The sequence below is a fragment of the Streptomyces sp. NPDC048290 genome, assembly GCF_040652095.1.
Classification (GTDB): domain Bacteria; phylum Actinomycetota; class Actinomycetes; order Streptomycetales; family Streptomycetaceae; genus Streptomyces.
Genome location: NZ_JBEZLM010000038.1, coordinates 37,687 through 52,148 on the forward strand (window position 1 = coordinate 37,687; position 14,462 = coordinate 52,148).

At 69.8% G+C, this 14,462-nt stretch carries 17 protein-coding genes and 1 tRNA gene; 8 read left to right on the forward strand and 10 right to left on the reverse strand.

Annotated features, from left to right (window positions below):
• The first annotated feature begins 180 nt into the window (after window positions 1-180).
• Window positions 181-2,466, forward strand: coding sequence for a (Fe-S)-binding protein (locus AB0D49_RS39025; protein ID WP_362768042.1), 2,286 nt, complete (start codon window positions 181-183; stop codon window positions 2,464-2,466).
• Between the two features lie 83 nt (window positions 2,467-2,549).
• On the opposite strand, the gene AB0D49_RS39030 is transcribed toward AB0D49_RS39025, so the two are convergent.
• Window positions 2,550-2,861: a hypothetical protein gene (locus AB0D49_RS39030; RefSeq protein WP_362768045.1), complete on the reverse strand. Its 312-nt coding sequence runs from the start codon at window positions 2,859-2,861 to the stop codon at window positions 2,550-2,552.
• Window positions 2,862-3,016: 155 nt separating this feature from the next.
• Between AB0D49_RS39030 and AB0D49_RS39035 the strand changes: the two genes are divergently transcribed.
• The 6 genes from AB0D49_RS39035 (at window position 3,017) to AB0D49_RS39060 (ending at window position 9,035) form a co-directional block, all read left to right on the forward strand.
• A complete protein-coding gene (locus AB0D49_RS39035) occupies window positions 3,017-3,559 on the forward strand; it encodes a UTRA domain-containing protein (protein WP_362768047.1) in 543 nt (180 codons plus the stop codon).
• On the forward strand, window positions 3,556-4,335 hold the full coding sequence (locus AB0D49_RS39040; protein WP_362768050.1) for a GntR family transcriptional regulator: 780 nt from the start codon (window positions 3,556-3,558) through the stop codon (window positions 4,333-4,335). Before AB0D49_RS39035 ends, AB0D49_RS39040 begins: the two co-directional genes overlap by 4 nt.
• A gap of 153 nt (window positions 4,336-4,488) precedes the next feature.
• Window positions 4,489-5,784, forward strand: a complete 1,296-nt coding sequence (locus AB0D49_RS39045; RefSeq protein ID WP_362768132.1) for a VCBS repeat-containing protein — start codon at window positions 4,489-4,491, stop codon at window positions 5,782-5,784.
• 355 nt (window positions 5,785-6,139) lie between these two features.
• Window positions 6,140-7,579 carry an FG-GAP and VCBS repeat-containing protein gene (locus tag AB0D49_RS39050; RefSeq protein WP_362768053.1) on the forward strand — a complete coding sequence of 480 codons (1,440 nt, stop codon included), beginning with the start codon at window positions 6,140-6,142 and terminating at the stop codon, window positions 7,577-7,579.
• Window positions 7,580-7,762: 183 nt separating this feature from the next.
• Window positions 7,763-7,930 carry a hypothetical protein gene (locus tag AB0D49_RS39055; protein ID WP_362768056.1) on the forward strand — a complete coding sequence of 56 codons (168 nt, stop codon included), beginning with the start codon at window positions 7,763-7,765 and terminating at the stop codon, window positions 7,928-7,930.
• 145 nt (window positions 7,931-8,075) lie between these two features.
• Window positions 8,076-9,035, forward strand: a complete 960-nt coding sequence (locus tag AB0D49_RS39060; protein WP_362768059.1) for a YIP1 family protein — start codon at window positions 8,076-8,078, stop codon at window positions 9,033-9,035.
• 84 nt (window positions 9,036-9,119) lie between these two features.
• Here AB0D49_RS39060 and AB0D49_RS39065 read toward each other — a convergent pair whose 3' ends face one another.
• From AB0D49_RS39065 to AB0D49_RS39075, 3 genes are all read right to left on the reverse strand, one after another.
• Window positions 9,120-9,605 (reverse strand): phosphoribosyltransferase, encoded by a 486-nt coding sequence (locus AB0D49_RS39065; protein ID WP_362768062.1) that lies wholly within the window; start codon window positions 9,603-9,605, stop codon window positions 9,120-9,122.
• Window positions 9,606-9,624: 19 nt separating this feature from the next.
• On the reverse strand, window positions 9,625-10,200 hold the full coding sequence (gene dcd, locus AB0D49_RS39070) for a dCTP deaminase (RefSeq protein WP_362768065.1): 576 nt from the start codon (window positions 10,198-10,200) through the stop codon (window positions 9,625-9,627).
• Between the two features lie 118 nt (window positions 10,201-10,318).
• Window positions 10,319-10,513 (reverse strand): hypothetical protein, encoded by a 195-nt coding sequence (locus tag AB0D49_RS39075; RefSeq protein WP_362768068.1) that lies wholly within the window; start codon window positions 10,511-10,513, stop codon window positions 10,319-10,321.
• A 299-nt stretch (window positions 10,514-10,812) separates the two neighbouring features.
• Between AB0D49_RS39075 and AB0D49_RS39080 the strand changes: the two genes are divergently transcribed.
• Window positions 10,813-10,886 (forward strand) — tRNA-Gly (locus AB0D49_RS39080).
• 79 nt (window positions 10,887-10,965) lie between these two features.
• Here the strand turns inward: AB0D49_RS39080 and AB0D49_RS39085 are convergent.
• From AB0D49_RS39085 to AB0D49_RS39110, 6 genes are all read right to left on the reverse strand, one after another.
• Window positions 10,966-12,132, reverse strand: coding sequence for a tyrosine-type recombinase/integrase (locus tag AB0D49_RS39085; protein WP_362768071.1), 1,167 nt, complete (start codon window positions 12,130-12,132; stop codon window positions 10,966-10,968).
• Window positions 12,132-12,344 carry an excisionase family DNA-binding protein gene (locus AB0D49_RS39090; RefSeq protein ID WP_362768073.1) on the reverse strand — a complete coding sequence of 71 codons (213 nt, stop codon included), beginning with the start codon at window positions 12,342-12,344 and terminating at the stop codon, window positions 12,132-12,134. Before AB0D49_RS39090 ends, AB0D49_RS39085 begins: the two co-directional genes overlap by 1 nt.
• A complete protein-coding gene (locus AB0D49_RS39095) occupies window positions 12,341-13,615 on the reverse strand; it encodes a replication initiator (RefSeq protein WP_362768076.1) in 1,275 nt (424 codons plus the stop codon). The genes AB0D49_RS39090 and AB0D49_RS39095 overlap by 4 nt, the downstream gene beginning before the upstream one ends.
• 165 nt (window positions 13,616-13,780) lie before the next feature.
• A complete protein-coding gene (locus tag AB0D49_RS39100) occupies window positions 13,781-14,026 on the reverse strand; it encodes a SpdD protein (protein WP_362768079.1) in 246 nt (81 codons plus the stop codon).
• A gap of 25 nt (window positions 14,027-14,051) precedes the next feature.
• Complete coding sequence (locus AB0D49_RS39105) at window positions 14,052-14,246, reverse strand: hypothetical protein (protein ID WP_362768082.1); 195 nt, start codon at window positions 14,244-14,246, stop codon at window positions 14,052-14,054.
• 15 nt (window positions 14,247-14,261) lie between these two features.
• Window positions 14,262-14,453 carry a mobile element transfer protein gene (locus AB0D49_RS39110; RefSeq protein ID WP_362768085.1) on the reverse strand — a complete coding sequence of 64 codons (192 nt, stop codon included), beginning with the start codon at window positions 14,451-14,453 and terminating at the stop codon, window positions 14,262-14,264.
• Window positions 14,454-14,462: the final 9 nt, after the last annotated feature.

A 14,462-nucleotide genomic window follows, 5' to 3' on the forward strand; every position in this document is an offset into this window, starting at 1 on the left:
ACACGCCGGACGTGAGATACACAGGCTCCCCTCAGCGACACAGATCACCGAGCGGCTGACTACAGTGCGAGACGGGATGCGGGGTAATCTCGAAGAACTGGGTAAGTTACCGCTTAGTAATGACGGGGTCCGCCGACGTCCGGCGCGTTCCCCTCCCCCGCAGGCCCGAGGAGCCCTGAGATGCAACTCGCCGCGATCATCGTGTCGATGGTCCTCATCGTGGTCGGCGTCGCCCTGTTCGGCCGGGCCGTCCTCCAGATCGTCCGGTTCATGATGCTCGGCCAGCCGCTCCCGGCCGGGGCCCGCACCAACGACCCGGTGCTGCGCACGATCACCCTCGCCAAGGAATTCCTCGGCCACACCCGGATGAACCGCTGGGGGATCGTCGGCGTCGCCCACTGGTTCGTGGCGATCGGCTTCTACACACTGCTGCTGACCATCGTCAACGCCGTCGGCCAGCTCTTCCAGGCCGACTGGCTGCTGCCGGTCATCGGCGACTGGGCGCCGTACAACGTCTTCGTCGAGTTCATCGGCACCATGACCGTGCTCGGGATTCTGGCGCTGATCGTGATCCGGCAGCTGTCGCGGCCCGGTGGGGCCGGGCGCAAGTCGCGGTTCGCGGGGTCCAACACCGGCCAGGCGTACTTCGTCGAGACGGTCATCCTGATCGTCGGTGTCTGCATCTTCATGCTGCACGCGCTGGAAGGCGCGATGCACCATGTCGACAGCTACGAGGCGTCCTTCTTCGTCTCCTACCCGGTGGTGTCCGCGCTGTCCGGCCTGGACCTCGCGACCCTCCAGAACCTCACCTACTTCTTCGCCGGGCTGAAGATCACCGCGTCCTTCACCTGGATGATCGTGGTCGCGCTCAACACCGACATGGGCGTCGCCTGGCACCGCTTCCTCGGCTTCCCCAACATCTGGTTCAAGCGCAACGCCGACGGCGACACCTCGCTGGGCGCGCTGCTCCCGATGACCTCCGGCGGCAAGCCCATCGACTTCACCGACCCCGGCGACGACGACGTGTTCGGCGTCTCCCAGGTCGAGCAGTTCTCCTGGAAGGGCCTGCTGGACTTCTCCACCTGCACCGAGTGCGGGCGCTGCCAGTCCCAGTGCCCCGCCTGGAACACCGGCAAGCCGCTCTCCCCCAAGCTGCTCATCATGTCCCTGCGCGACCACGCGCACGCCAAGGCGCCCTATCTGCTCGCGGGCGGCGGCAGGTCCATGGAGGGCGAGGAGAAGGCGAGCGCGGAGCAACTGGCCGCCGTCCCGGCCGCGGCCCTCGCGGAGGCCGAGCGCCCGCTGATCGGCACGGTCGAGGAGAACGGGGTCATCGACCCCGACGTCCTGTGGTCCTGCACCACCTGCGGCGCCTGCGTCGAGCAGTGCCCGGTGGACATCGAACACATCGACCACATCGTCGACATGCGCCGCTACCAGGTGATGATCGAGTCGGCCTTCCCCTCCGAGGCGGGCACGATGCTCAAGAACCTGGAGAAGAAGGGCAACCCCTGGGGCCTCGCCAAGAAGCAGCGCCTGGAGTGGACCAAGGAGGTCGACTTCGAGATCCCGGTGGTCGGCAGGGACATCGAGGACCTCTCCGACGTCGAGTACCTGTACTGGGTCGGCTGCGCCGGGGCCCTGGAGGACCGCGCCAAGAAGACCACCAAGGCGTTCGCGGAGCTGCTCCACATGGCGGGCGTTAAGTTCGCCATCATGGGCGGCGACGAGAAGTGCACCGGCGACTCCGCGCGGCGCCTCGGCAACGAGCCGCTGTTCCAGGAGCTGGGCATGGAGAACGTCATGGCCCTGAACACGGCGTTCGGCGAGGAACTGGACGACGACGGCAAGGTCACCGAGGAGTCCCGCAAGCCGAAGGCGTCGAAGAAGATCGTCGCCACCTGCCCGCACTGCCTCAACACCCTCGGCAACGAGTACCCGCAACTCGGCGGCGACTACGAGGTCATCCACCACACCGTGCTGCTCCAGCACCTGGTGGACGAGGGCAAGCTGATCCCGGTCACCCCCGTCGAGGGCCTCATCACCTACCACGACCCCTGCTACCTGGGCCGCCACAACAAGATCTACACGCCGCCGCGCGAGATCATCGGCAAGGTCCCCGGTCTGCGCAACGAGGAGATGCACCGGCACAAGGAGCGCGGCTTCTGCTGCGGCGCCGGTGGGGCGCGCATGTGGATGGAGGAGCGGATCGGCAAGCGCATCAACAACGAGCGCGTCGACGAGGCCCTCTCCCTCAACCCCGACATCATCTCCACGGCCTGCCCGTTCTGCCTGGTCATGCTGACCGATTCGGTCAACGGCAAGAAGAACGACGGCCAGGCCAAGGAGTCGGTGCAGGTGGTGGATGTGGCCCAGCTGCTGCTGGAGTCGGTCCGGACACCGGCGGACGGGGCGGACGGAGCCACGGACAGCGAGCCGGCTCCGGAGCCGGAGCCGGTGAAGTAGCCCGGTCCGCCCGTACGTCACGGTGCCCCCGTCCTGATGGCCTGCATGGCCCGGGACGGGGGCACCGCCATGAGCGCGGACGCTCACGGAGCCGTCCGGCACCCCCGGCTCTCGGCGATGCGGAGGGCATCACGAAGTGCCTCGGTCAGCCGTTCGGCGAGGAACCGGACATCGCTCGCGGGAGCGTCCGGCAGCAGTTCCTCGGCGTGACCGACGAGCAATGCGCCTATGGCGAGCTGGATCTCCTCGGCGGCATCGGCAAGACGGGAGACTCGCCCGCCAGGAACGCCACCGATGAGATAGCTCGGCTTGCCCTCGGGGCTCACCCAGGGCAGCAGGCGCAGCGCTCGCCCCGGCGTCCCGTCCCTCCGTTCCCCAGCTTCGGCATGGGTCATGTGCGATCGGCTCCGATCTGCTCTACAGCGGGAGACTCAACACTCTCAACCATACTAGTATTCGCGAAAAGCGGAAGGATTCACATCGTTCGGCGCGGGCCTGGGTCGCTTACCGTTGTCCGGCAGCAGAAACACCGTCAGTCGCAGGAGGACGCGTGAGCTCAGACAGGTGGGTCAGTACCTCGACGCCGTATCTGACACCGCGAGGGCAGGGACAGGGCGACGCCTGGAGCGCGGACGCGGCAGCTCGGCGTCGACGCGGCTCCCAACGCATCCTTCATGCCGGGGAGGTGCCCGCGCCGGACGAGGTCGCGCGGCTGCTCGGCGTGCCGGACGGCGAGCCGGTCGTCGTACGCCGCCGACTGATCCTCCTGGACGAGGAACCGCACGAACTGACCGACTCCTACTACCCCACAGGCATCGCCCGAGGGACCGCGCTCGCCGGGACCGCCAAGATCCGCGGCGGAGCGGTGACCCTGCTGGCCCGGTTGGGCCATGTCGGCGCTCTGGTCCGTGAGGACGTGTCGGCCGACCTGCCGAGCGAGGAGGAACGGCAGGCTCTGGCGACTCCGCCCGGGGACCCCGTCCTGCGCCTCACCCGGCTCACGCTGGACCGCGACGAGCGCCCCCTCCAGGTCGACCGCATGGTGATGCCCGCCCGGCGACAGCGGTTGAGCTACGAGATCACGATCGGATGACCGTGCCCAAGGCCGAACCCCACGCCCACGACCGGCGTTCACTGCACGAACGCATCGCGGCCGACCTGCGCGACGACATCATGAGCGGTGAGCTGCCGCCGGGCGCCAATCTGCCCTCAACGGCGGGGCTCAAGGAGCGTTTCGACGCCTCGAACGCCACAGTCCAGAAAGCACTCCAGCTCCTCAAGGACGAAGGGCTGGTGATCGGCCGCGCGGGATCGGCGGTCACGGTCCGTCCCCACCGGCAGCGGACCCTACGCCCTGCCGCGTCCCTGGCGACAGGCGCCGCCACCGACTCCTACCCCTGGCTCGCGGAGGCGGCGCGGCACGGCTCGGACGCCCGCTTCACCCTCCTTGACGTCACGCATGTCACTCCGCCGGCGGACGTCCGTGCCGCCCTCGGCATCCCGGAGGGCGAGCAGGTCCTCTGCCGCAGCCAGATCCTCCTGATCGACGGCGAACCCGCCGAACTCGTGAAGTCGTACTACCCGTTGGACATCGCCGAGGGCACGGACCTGATGAACCGACGCCGGATCAAGGGCGGAACTCCCCTTCTGCTGACGGAACTCGGGTACCCGCCCCGCCGGAGCACCGACCGGGTGTCGGCGCGTGTCCCCACGCAGGAGCAGTTCCGGGCGCTGCGGCTCCCGAGCAGCCTGCCCGTTCTGTGCACCCTGCGTGTCGTCCACTCCGACGGCGAACGCCCCGTCGAAGTGACATCCATGGTGAAGGCGGGCCATCTCTACGAGTTGCAGTACGAGTTCACACCTGGGTGAGCGATCTCCGGGCGATCGAAGTCGCCGTCGACCCAGGGTTGTCGCCACGTCTTGAGCGCCCGCATCATGACGGAGTCGTTGCACAAGAGGCCGGCGAGGTGAATGGTGCGCGTGTCAAGAGGCGCGGTGGTGGTGACGGTGGCCGCCGCTCTGATGACGGGGCTCGCCGCCTGCGGCCCCGGCTCCGGTGCCGCGCCCGCCGGGCAGACCCCGGTGGACAAGGCCGCGGAGCCCGCGCCCCGGATGCCGGTCCCGCGCGGCGACGGCAGCGACACCCTCGACGACTTCAACGGCGACGGCCGCAGGGACCTCGTCCTCAACGACCTCGTCAAGGACCAGGAACACGCGGACGACGCCGGGGTCGGGATCGTGTACGGCGGTCCGGACGGCCTCGCGCCCGGGGCGTGGCAGCTGCTGAGCCCCGCCGAGCAGGCGGCCCGCACCAAAGGACAGGCGCCCGCCGTGTTCGACGCGGAGACCGGCTGCGACCTCGACGGCGACGGCTTCACGGACCTGGTCCTGTCCACCGACCCGCCCTACGACGGCCAGGGCCGCCCCCCGGTCCCGGTCCAGGTCCTCTTCGGCTCGCCCGAGGGCCTGACCGGCAAGGCCGTCACCCTCGCCGTGCCGGACGCGGCCCGCGCGGGCAACGACTGGCCGGACCAGCCGGTGTGCGGCGACTTCGACGGGGACGGCGCCCAGGACCTCGTCCTGCACGCCTCCGAGCAGCAACTGAGCTATCTGCGCGGCCCGTTCACCCGCAAGGGCGCCCCGCGCGGGGCGGGCGCCCCGATCCCGGCCCCCGGCAACGTCCCCACCGGTCCGTCGGTCGACGTCGACCGGGACGGATACGACGACCTGGTCGTCCGTACGTCCACGGGCGCGGGCGACGCCTTCCTGGTGCTCGGCGGACCGGACGGCCCCACCGGCACCGAGATCGCGCTGCCGCCCGGCACCGATGTCGCCGTGGGCCGGTTCGGGCGTGGCGCCGCCCTGGACGCGGCGGTCGGCACGCGGTCCGGGACCGCCCTGCGCTACGACTTCCCGGACCCGTCCCGCGCGGTCCTCGACCACCCGGGCCCGCTCCTGGACACCGCCGACTTCGACGGGGACGGCCTGAGCGACCTGGTGATCACGGACGGCCCCGAACTGCGCCTCTTCCGGGGCGGCGCCCAGGGCCTGCGTCCGGAACCGGCCACGACGCTCACCCCGGCCGCCGGTACGGGTGCCCAGGGGACCTCGCGCGTCCTGGCGGTGGGCGACTTCGACGGCGACGAGCGGGCCGACCTGGTGCTCCGCACGTTCCGGGGGGAGACCTGGGACTCGATCGCCGTACATCCCGGGGTGAAGGGGGATGGCGGGGACGGCGAGGATGGGGAGGACGGGGGGACGCTGGTGTCGGGTGAGGCGGCGGTGACGTTCTCGACGGCGGAGTTCCTGGCCGGGTGAGACGCCGGAGTTCCTGGGCGGGTGAGACGCCGGCACTCCCGGCCGGGTGAGGCGTCGGCCACGGATTCCGTGAAATCACCGGCACCTCCGGAGTCACCGAAACCGCCGAAACCCCTGGAGTCACCGGAGTCACCGCACCCACCAGCACCCCCGAAACCACCAGAGTCACAGGAACCTCATAAACAGTCCCCGAACCCGTACAACCCTTCGCCCCCACCGCGGGTCTCATGATCGCCGAAACGTATCGCCAACCCGGGAAGGAACCTCCCGCCCGGACCGCCGTACCCCCGGCACCCGCCCGTAACACGGCACCTCAGTCACATAGCCCCACCACACCGCCGCCACGGAGTCCCCCTTGCGCAAGCGCGTCCTGCTTCTCGCCACCGCCCTCACCTCAGGTCTGCTGACCACCGCGCTGCCCGCCGCCACGGCCGCCGCCGCGCCGTCCCGCCTCGCCCACGACTTCAACGGCGACGGCTACCGGGACCTGGCGATCGGCGCGTGGGGCGCGGACGTCGGCTCGGTGCACGCGGCCGGGGCCGTGGTCGTGATGTACGGCACGGCCTCCGGCGTCTCCACCACCTCCAAGCGGGCCGTGTTCACCCAGAACTCCCCCAATGTGCCGGGTACCGCCGAGACCGACGACCGCTTCGGCTACAGCCTGGCCGCCGGTGACCTCAACGGCGACGGCTACAGCGACCTCGTGGTCGGCTCCCAGTACGAGAGCACCTCCACCAAGCGCGGCATCGGCTCGCTGCACGTGCTGTGGGGCAGCCGGACCGGCCTGTCCGGCGGCGCCCTGCTCCCGCAGCCCTCCGGCCTGACCGCCTGGGGCGGCTACGGCTCGGACGTGGCGGTCGCCGACGTGGACGGCGACGGCAAGCTCGACGTCACCGGCACCGGCCAGAACAACACCCACCTCTACCAGGGCCCGTTCGCCACCTCAGGAAAGCCCCGCGTGCACAACCCGGTGGCCGAGCTGGGCAGCACGTACGAGGTGATCGCGGGCGACCTCGACGGCGACCGCAAGGCCGAGCGCGTCTATCCGTTCGGCGAGGACGGCGACGAGCGCGGCGCGATCCGCTACCTCACCCACGCCCCGTTCGACGGGAACTCCCCCGAGTCCGACTACCGCGTCGTCGACCTGCCGAACGCCGACGGCGACCCCGGCGCGATCGGCGACATCAACGGCGACGGCTACGGCGACCTGGTCCTCGGCGACTCCGGCGAGCCGAACGGGACCGCGCCCGGCGGCCACAAGGGCGGCCAGATCTCCGTCTGGTACGGCTCGAAGAACGGCCCCGACCCGGCCCAGCGCCCGACCGTCGTGCACCAGGACACGGCGGGCGTGCCCGGCGCGGGCGAGGCGTACGACGGCTTCGGCGCGGCGGTCGCCGTCGGGGACGTCAACGGCGACGGCTTCGCCGATGTCGCGGTGGGCGTGCCCGGCGAGGACAACGGCACGGTCAAGGACACCGGCGCGGTGACCGTCCTGTTCGGCTCCAGCACCGGCCTCAAGGCGACCGGCGCCAAGTCGTACACCCAGAACACCACGGGCGTCCCCGGCGCCGACGAGCGCGGCGACGCCTTCGGCCTCACCGTCCAGCTCACCGACCTCACCAAGGACCGCAAGGCCGAACTGATCATCGGGTCGGGCTACGAGAACGCGAATGGCGGCATCACCGTCCTGCGCGGTACGTCCACCGGCGTGGCGGCGTCCGGCGGGAAGTCGTTCACCGCGGCGCAGGTCGGGCTGCGGGGCCCGGCGACGTTCGGCTGGGAGATCGCGGAGTAGCGAGAACGCGGGCGCGGGCGGGATGTAGTCCCTGCGGGGTACGGCATCCGGCCCGCCGCCGCCGAACGCGAAGACCTTCGCGGACCCGGGCGCCGGGGCCCGCCGGACCCACCGAACTCCGGCATGACACCACCGGGCCCCCTCCCCCCCGTTCCCCCTCCCCACAGAAGCGAACGAACCACCATGCACTTCCCCGCTGTCGCGTCCCTGGCCATCGCCCTGACGACGGAGCTGACCCCGCTCACGATCACGATGGGCCCGGTCTTCCCGGTGACGTCGAAGGCGGTACCGGCCCAGGCTCCGGCACCGCAGCCGGCGGGACTGGGCGGCGGAGAGACGGAACACGGCTGACCAGGGCCCACCAGGGGCCCCTATTGCTCATCAGGGCTCATCAGGGCTCATCAGGGCTCATCAGGACTCATCAGGGCCCCTAGGGGACGCCGTACGGACATCTCAGGGAACTCCCTTGAGGGAAGCCGCGGGGACTCCTTAGGGGATGTCACAGCTCGGCCGCAAACCCCGCCCCGTACACCCGGCTCCGGTACGTCACTCTCCGGGACCAGGTACGTTCGATGACGTGGCTGGATTCAGGATCGGACGCGGCGGCCGGGACAACCGGGCCCCGCAAGCGCGACCGCACAACCCTCCGTACGGGCAGCAGGCCCCCCAGGGCCCACCGTCGTACGGCTATCCCCCCGCGCCGGGACCGCACACCCCGCAGCACGCCCCCCAGGCGCCGCAGCAGCCGTACGGCGAGCCGGAGTACTTCGGCGACGGCGGCTACCACCAGGGCACGCCGGACCCGTACGCCGCGAACAACCCTGGTCACACCCAGGCGTTCTCGGTCGACGAGGCGTCCGGCTACACCCAGGGCCAGACCTACCACGCGGGTTCGACCCCGCCGCCCCCGCCGGGCCCCCGCCTGCACTGGAAGGCCCTGCTGAAGGGCATCGTGCTGGCGCCGAACCAGACGTTCCTCCAGATGCGGGACTACGCGATGTGGGGCCCGGCCCTCGTCGTGACGTTCCTCTACGGGCTGCTGGCCGTCTTCGGCTTCGACGGCGCCCGCGAGGACGCGATCAACGCGACGCTCTCCAACGCCATCCCGATCGTCCTGACGACGGCCGTGGCGATGGTGCTGAGCGCGTTCGTGCTGGGCGTGGTCACCCACACGCTGGCGCGCCAGCTGGGCGGCGACGGGGCGTGGCAGCCGACGGTGGGCCTGTCGATGCTGATCACATCCCTCACCGACACCCCACGCCTGCTCGTCGCGATGTTCGCGGGCGGCGACGCGCCCTTCGTCCAGATCCTGGGCTGGGCGACCTGGGTGGCGGCCGGCGCGCTGCTGACCCTGATGGTCAGCCGCTCCCACGACCTGCCGTGGCCGAGGGCGCTGGGCGCGTCGGCCATCCAGCTGATCGCACTGCTGTCGATCGTGAAGCTGGGCACGTTCTAGCCCCCGGGGCGCTGCCGCCACGGCTGACAGGGCGGGCCGGGACGCCCGCCCCGGCCCGCCACCACCCCTCAGCCCGTCAGCCGGTCAGCCCTCACCCGTCCGCCGGACGGGCGGCAGCACGGACCACGGAAAATTGATCCACTCATCGGTCCGCCGCCACACATAGTCACATTTCACCAGCGAATGCGACTTCTCATAAATCACCGCGGACCGCACTTCGGCCACGGCATCGAGACAGAATTCCCGTACGAGCTTGAGCGTCTTGCCGGTGTCGGCGACGTCGTCGGCGATGAGCACTTTCTTGTCGGAGAAGTCGACAAGGTCGGGAACAGGCGCGAGCATGACGGGCATGTCGAGCGTGGTACCGACCCCGGTGTAAAACTCCACGTTGACAAGATGAAGATTTTTGCAGTCAAGCGCGTAGGCGAGCCCTCCGGCGACGAAGACGCCGCCTCGGGCGATGGAGAGCACGAGGTCGGGCCGGTATCCGTCGTCGGCGATCACCTGGGCGAGTTCACGCACGGCGTCACCGAACAGCGAGTAACTGAGATTCTCCCGCCGCTCACTCATACGACCACCGCCCCCTCCCTCACACCTGCGTCCGATGAAAATTGAGGAAGGACCGGGAAGGAGTGGGCCCACGCTGTCCCTGATAACGGGACCCGTACCGCTCACTGCCATAAGGAAACTCAGAGGGCGAGGACAACCGGAACAGACACAGCTGCCCGATCTTCATCCCCGGCCACAGCTTGATGGGCAGCGTGGCGAGATTGGACAGCTCAAGGGTGACGTGCCCGGAGAAACCGGGGTCGATGAAACCGGCGGTGGAATGCGTGACGAGCCCGAGCCGCCCGAGGGAACTCTTCCCCTCCAGCCGGGAGGCGAGATCATCGGGCAGCGAGATCACCTCGTACGTGCTGGCGAGCACGAACTCCCCGGGATGCAGAATGAACGGCTCGTCCCCCTCGGGCTCGACCAGCCGCGTGAGATCGACCTGCTCGACGGAGGGGTCGATATGGGGGTACCGGTGATTCTCGAACACCCGGAAGTACCGGTCCAGCCGTACATCGACGCTTGACGGCTGCACCATGGATTCATCGAAAGGATCGATCCGTACTCGCCCGGCGTCGATCTCGGCCCGGATGTCCTTGTCTGAGAGAAGCACGCCCTGAGGATACGCACGGCACGCGGACCGACCACAATCGCGACGGCCCGCGCGCCCGCGTCCCACTAACGCGCACTCACCGCGCGCACCATCCACACCGCACCATCGACGCCGCCCGCTACCGCTTCTCGAACGCGCTCTTCAGCCCGCCCTCCCGCAGGGCGACCGGCACGACGCTGCGCAGCCGCGCACACCGCGGACATCGCACCAGCCGACCCGGCCCGAGCCGCTCGGCCTGCTGCATCGGGAACGAAGCGGTACTGAACACGTGCCCATCGGCACAGCGGACGACGGTGCGCTCCATCAAGTCCAAGAGTCCCTTCCCCAGAGCCGCGCCCGACTGCTCCTCGCCGGACGACAAACCCACACATTACGTGACGAAAGGGAGCCACTCCTCGACGGCACACCGACCCCGCACACCCCCACGCCGGGCCCCACCGTACGCCCCAACTACAGCCCCCCACACCCGCGTCAGCACCTGCGCCGCGGGGTCGAAACGCCCCCCTCACCCGCCTCCCTCCCCTGGCACGACGAAGCCCCCGGGGCGAGCACCGGGGGCATGGCATGGGGTACAGTGGGCGAACGTTCGGAGCGACAAGATCGACTCCTTACGCGGGTGTAGTTTAATGGTAGAACATCAGCTTCCCAAGCTGAGAGCGCGAGTTCGATTCTCGTCACCCGCTCCATGACAGACCCCCAGGCCAGTGGCCCGGGGGTTGTTTGTTGTCTAGACCAATTAGCGGGGTGCGCACCACAGCCGCACCACTAGCCTTCAGCGGCCTCCCCGTTGTGGTGCGTGGGGTCGCCCGGGTCGTGCTTCGCCCGCTCGGCGCGGACCAGGTCGTCCAGCCCGGCGGCGACATCGCGTTGCCGCTCCTCGTCGGAGTGCTGATAGATCAGCGCCGCTCGCTCGGACGACTGACCCGCACGGACCATCGTGTCCTTGAGGGTCGCCCCCGAGCGGGTCGAGAGGGTGTGTCCGGTGTGACGAAGGTCGTAGAAGCGGAAGCCGTCCGGGAGGCCGACGGCGGTACGTGCCCGACGCCACTTCCGGCCGAAGGAACTGCGACGGAAGGGAGCGCCTTTCTCCCCGACGAAGACCAATCCGTCCCGCCCCTTCTCGGCGTACCAGGCGAGATGCCGCTTCACGTCCTTGTGGAGGAAGGCCGGGAGGACGACGGAACGGACGCCCGCATCCGACTTGGTCTCTCCAGGCGCTCGCTGGCCGTTGGTGCGTTCGGGTTCGGCGACCCGCACACGGATGGTCAGGGCGTCAAGGTCGACATCCCGGCGACGAAGCCCGGCCAGTTCTTCCGGGCGCATCGGGCCATAGGCGCCGAGGTAGACCATGAGGCGCCAGCGAATCCCGATCGCGTCGGCGAGGGCGTCGATCTGGGCGACGGTGGCGATACGGCGTTCTGCGGCCGACTCCTTGCCCGCGCCCTTGATGCGGCAGGGGTTGCGGCTGATCAGTTCGTCATCGACGGCCGTCTCCATGATCGCTTTCAGGAGGCGGTACGACTTGGCGACGGTCGTCTTGGCGCCCGTGGCTCTCAGCCGCTCGGCTCGCCACTCTCGTACGCGCGGGGCCGTGATCTCGTCCAGGTCGAGCGTGCCGAAGGCCGGAAGGAGGTAGAGGCGGAGCAGGTGTGTGTAAAGGTCGACGGTACGGACAGCCAACTCCCGCTCTTCGACCCACTTCTCGGCGTACACCCGGAAGTTGACCGCGCCAGCGTCGGGAGCGCGCCAGTCTCCACGGGTCAGGTCGGCTTCGATCTGAGACAGCCAGATCTCGGCGTCCTTCTTGGTTTCGAAGGTCTCCTCGGCGCGGATGCGTTCCCCACCGGGGCCGAGGTAGGAAGCCGTCCAACTGCCAGACCGGTACTGGCGGACCGCACCGAAGCGACGGCGGTTGCCCTTCTTGTTGGCCATCAGGCGACCCTCCGGAGTCCGGGGCGGCGAAGCCTGATCGGCTCGACCGTGCGCGCTCGGATGTACTCGCTGACCGCGCTCTCCGGGATACGGACGTGCCGGCCGACCTTGACGAACCGGATGCGCCGCTCCTCGATCAGGCGCCGGGGGAAGCGGGCGGAGGTGCCAAGCAACTCGGCCACCTGGTCCACGGACAGATAGCGGTCGCTCATGTGGTGGGTTCTCCTTCCGTTCCGGGGGCGGCTTCGAGGGACGCGGCGAGCCAGGCTTCGGCGTCGGAGAGGCCCGTACCGGCGAAGACCCAGTGGGCGAGGATGTACGTCGTGTCCGGTGCGGTGGTGTCCGCCGTCTGGGCTCGCTTCCACTCGGCGCGGGCGTCGCGGAGGGCGCCGAGGGTGGTGGAGTAGCGGCGGGATTTGGTGGAGAAGTGGCCGCGGAAGCCGAGCATGTGGGCCCAGGCGCGCAGGCGGAGGTGTTCCAGTTCCTTGCGTGCGCCGAGGGTCCAGGCGGTTCGGACGAGGCGGCGGGCGTGGTCGCTGAGGTCGAGCTGGGCGAGTTCGGCGGCGAACTTGAGTGGGCGGTCGAGAGCTCCCGTGGCGGTCTCGGCGCCCTTGGTGGCGTACTTGGCGATGTACGCGGCGACCGCGCGTTCGGTGAGTTCCTGGCCGTCGTTGAAGTCGGCGGAGCGGATCGCGCGGACGTCGAGTTGGCGACCGAAGGTGAAGGTGTGGGTGCGTCGGTCGATGGTGGGGCCGTCCACGCGGGTTTTGGTCGCGGCTGTGCGGATGGCGTCGGTGAGCAGGTCGGCGGTTGCCCAGGACGGGGGTGGGGTGTCGCCGCCCTGGGGGCCGTCCAGGCGGATGACCGCGTGGAAGTGAACGGCGCCGCGTTTCTGGTATTCGGCGACCTTGGCGAAGGAGACGCGGGCGTGCTCGCGGAAGCGGCGTTGGGGCAGACCGGCTCGCTTGGCGATCTCCCGGCGGAGGTAGGTGGAGAAGCGCCGCCAGAGGGCGCCCGCGTGCGCGTTCCAGAGGACGGCGGATTCGTAGTCGTAGGTGGTGGGGTCGAGTGGGGTGCCGAGTCGGGGGTCGTCCTGGTCGTGGTGGGTGCCGCAGCGGCAGGGGCGGGAGGTGGAGGGGCGGTTGTGGACCGGGCCGAAGCTCGGAGCGGTGAAGGTGGCGAAGACTCGGGGGTGGGTGGCGACCTGTTCGGGGGTGCCCTTGCCGCCGCGTAGGCCGGTGGTGATCAGGTGGAAGGTGTCGCGGCGGTAGGTCTCGGCGCAGGCCGGGCAGCGGGTCGTGCGGCGGTTGTTGCAGCGGACCAAGAGGTGACCGGCCGGGAGGGTGGCGGAGTCGAGGTGGTGGAGGGCGGGGCCGATCTCACCTGTGTGCGTGTCGACCGTGTACTCGGTGCGGTGACCGTCGAGGCGGATCGGGTGGGTGCAACCGCCGAGTCCGGAGAGTTGGCGGAGGATACCGGGCAAGGTGCCGTGCTGGGCGAGCTTGGTGAGTTCCGGGAGTGGGGGCGGGGTGGCGCGGGAGAAGATGGCTGTCTCCTTCTGGCGGGCTTGATCAGTCGGGAGTGATGGGCCCGGGGCGGCCGGATGCTTGGCGGTGTCGTGGTCGCCCCGGGGTCGGCATGGGTGGGGTCAGCGGCGGTGGTTCTCGCGGAGGACGGAGCGCAGGACCACGGCGGCTATGGCGACCGAGACGGCGGTGACGGCGACGGCCGCCAGGAGCGCGGTGAGGACGACGCCGCCCGCGATGACAGCAACTACCGCGCCGGTACTGATCGAGAGCGACGGCAGCGCGCGGGAGTCGGGTTCGGGGGCCGTCGGGGTGTGGGTGTGAGCGGCTGGTGGGGTGGGGTTGTCCGGGTACTTGGGCAGGAGCACAGCGAAACCTTTCTTACCTACTCGTCTAGTCATGTGAGCCGTTTATGACGTCCACGCCGGTGCGCGTGCCGGACTCGATGGCGGGGGCGAGGAAGGTGCGGGAGAGCCAGAAGCCGAACAGTGCGATCAGCACGACGACCCAGACGCGGACGCCGAGGAACTTGACCGCTCCCCAGGCGAAGAGGCCGAGGACGACGACTAGCGGGAGGCTGATGGTCACGTGGTGCCGGGCCTTTCAGCGGACGGGGCAGCGGTGGGTACGGGCGGCCAGTTCGGCAGCCGCGCGGCTGTCGTAGTCGCTGGAGAAGCCGCAGCGCGGTGCCGTGCAGGCGGCGGTGTGCTTCTCGCGACCCCGGCTGTCGTAGTACGTGGCGACGTGGACGGGACCGATGCGGGTGACGTTTCGGAAGCGGTGGTTCCTGGGCATGGGGTCTCC

Excerpts from the sequence above, each read along its gene's own strand:
- AB0D49_RS39025 (WP_362768042.1), top strand. The coding sequence starts at position 181 with ATGCAACTCGCCGCGATCATCGTGTCGATGGTCCTCATCGTGGTCGGC.
- AB0D49_RS39030 (WP_362768045.1), bottom strand. The coding sequence starts at position 2,861 with ATGACCCATGCCGAAGCTGGGGAACGGAGGGACGGGACGCCGGGGCGA.
- AB0D49_RS39040 (WP_362768050.1), top strand. The coding sequence starts at position 3,556 with ATGACCGTGCCCAAGGCCGAACCCCACGCCCACGACCGGCGTTCACTG.
- AB0D49_RS39045 (WP_362768132.1), top strand. The coding sequence starts at position 4,489 with ATGACGGGGCTCGCCGCCTGCGGCCCCGGCTCCGGTGCCGCGCCCGCC.
- AB0D49_RS39055 (WP_362768056.1), top strand. The coding sequence starts at position 7,763 with ATGCACTTCCCCGCTGTCGCGTCCCTGGCCATCGCCCTGACGACGGAG.
- AB0D49_RS39060 (WP_362768059.1), top strand. The coding sequence starts at position 8,076 with ATGTCACAGCTCGGCCGCAAACCCCGCCCCGTACACCCGGCTCCGGTA.
- AB0D49_RS39065 (WP_362768062.1), bottom strand. The coding sequence starts at position 9,605 with ATGAGTGAGCGGCGGGAGAATCTCAGTTACTCGCTGTTCGGTGACGCC.
- AB0D49_RS39085 (WP_362768071.1), bottom strand. The coding sequence starts at position 12,132 with ATGGCCAACAAGAAGGGCAACCGCCGTCGCTTCGGTGCGGTCCGCCAG.
- AB0D49_RS39090 (WP_362768073.1), bottom strand. The coding sequence starts at position 12,344 with ATGAGCGACCGCTATCTGTCCGTGGACCAGGTGGCCGAGTTGCTTGGC.
- AB0D49_RS39110 (WP_362768085.1), bottom strand. The coding sequence starts at position 14,453 with ATGCCCAGGAACCACCGCTTCCGAAACGTCACCCGCATCGGTCCCGTC.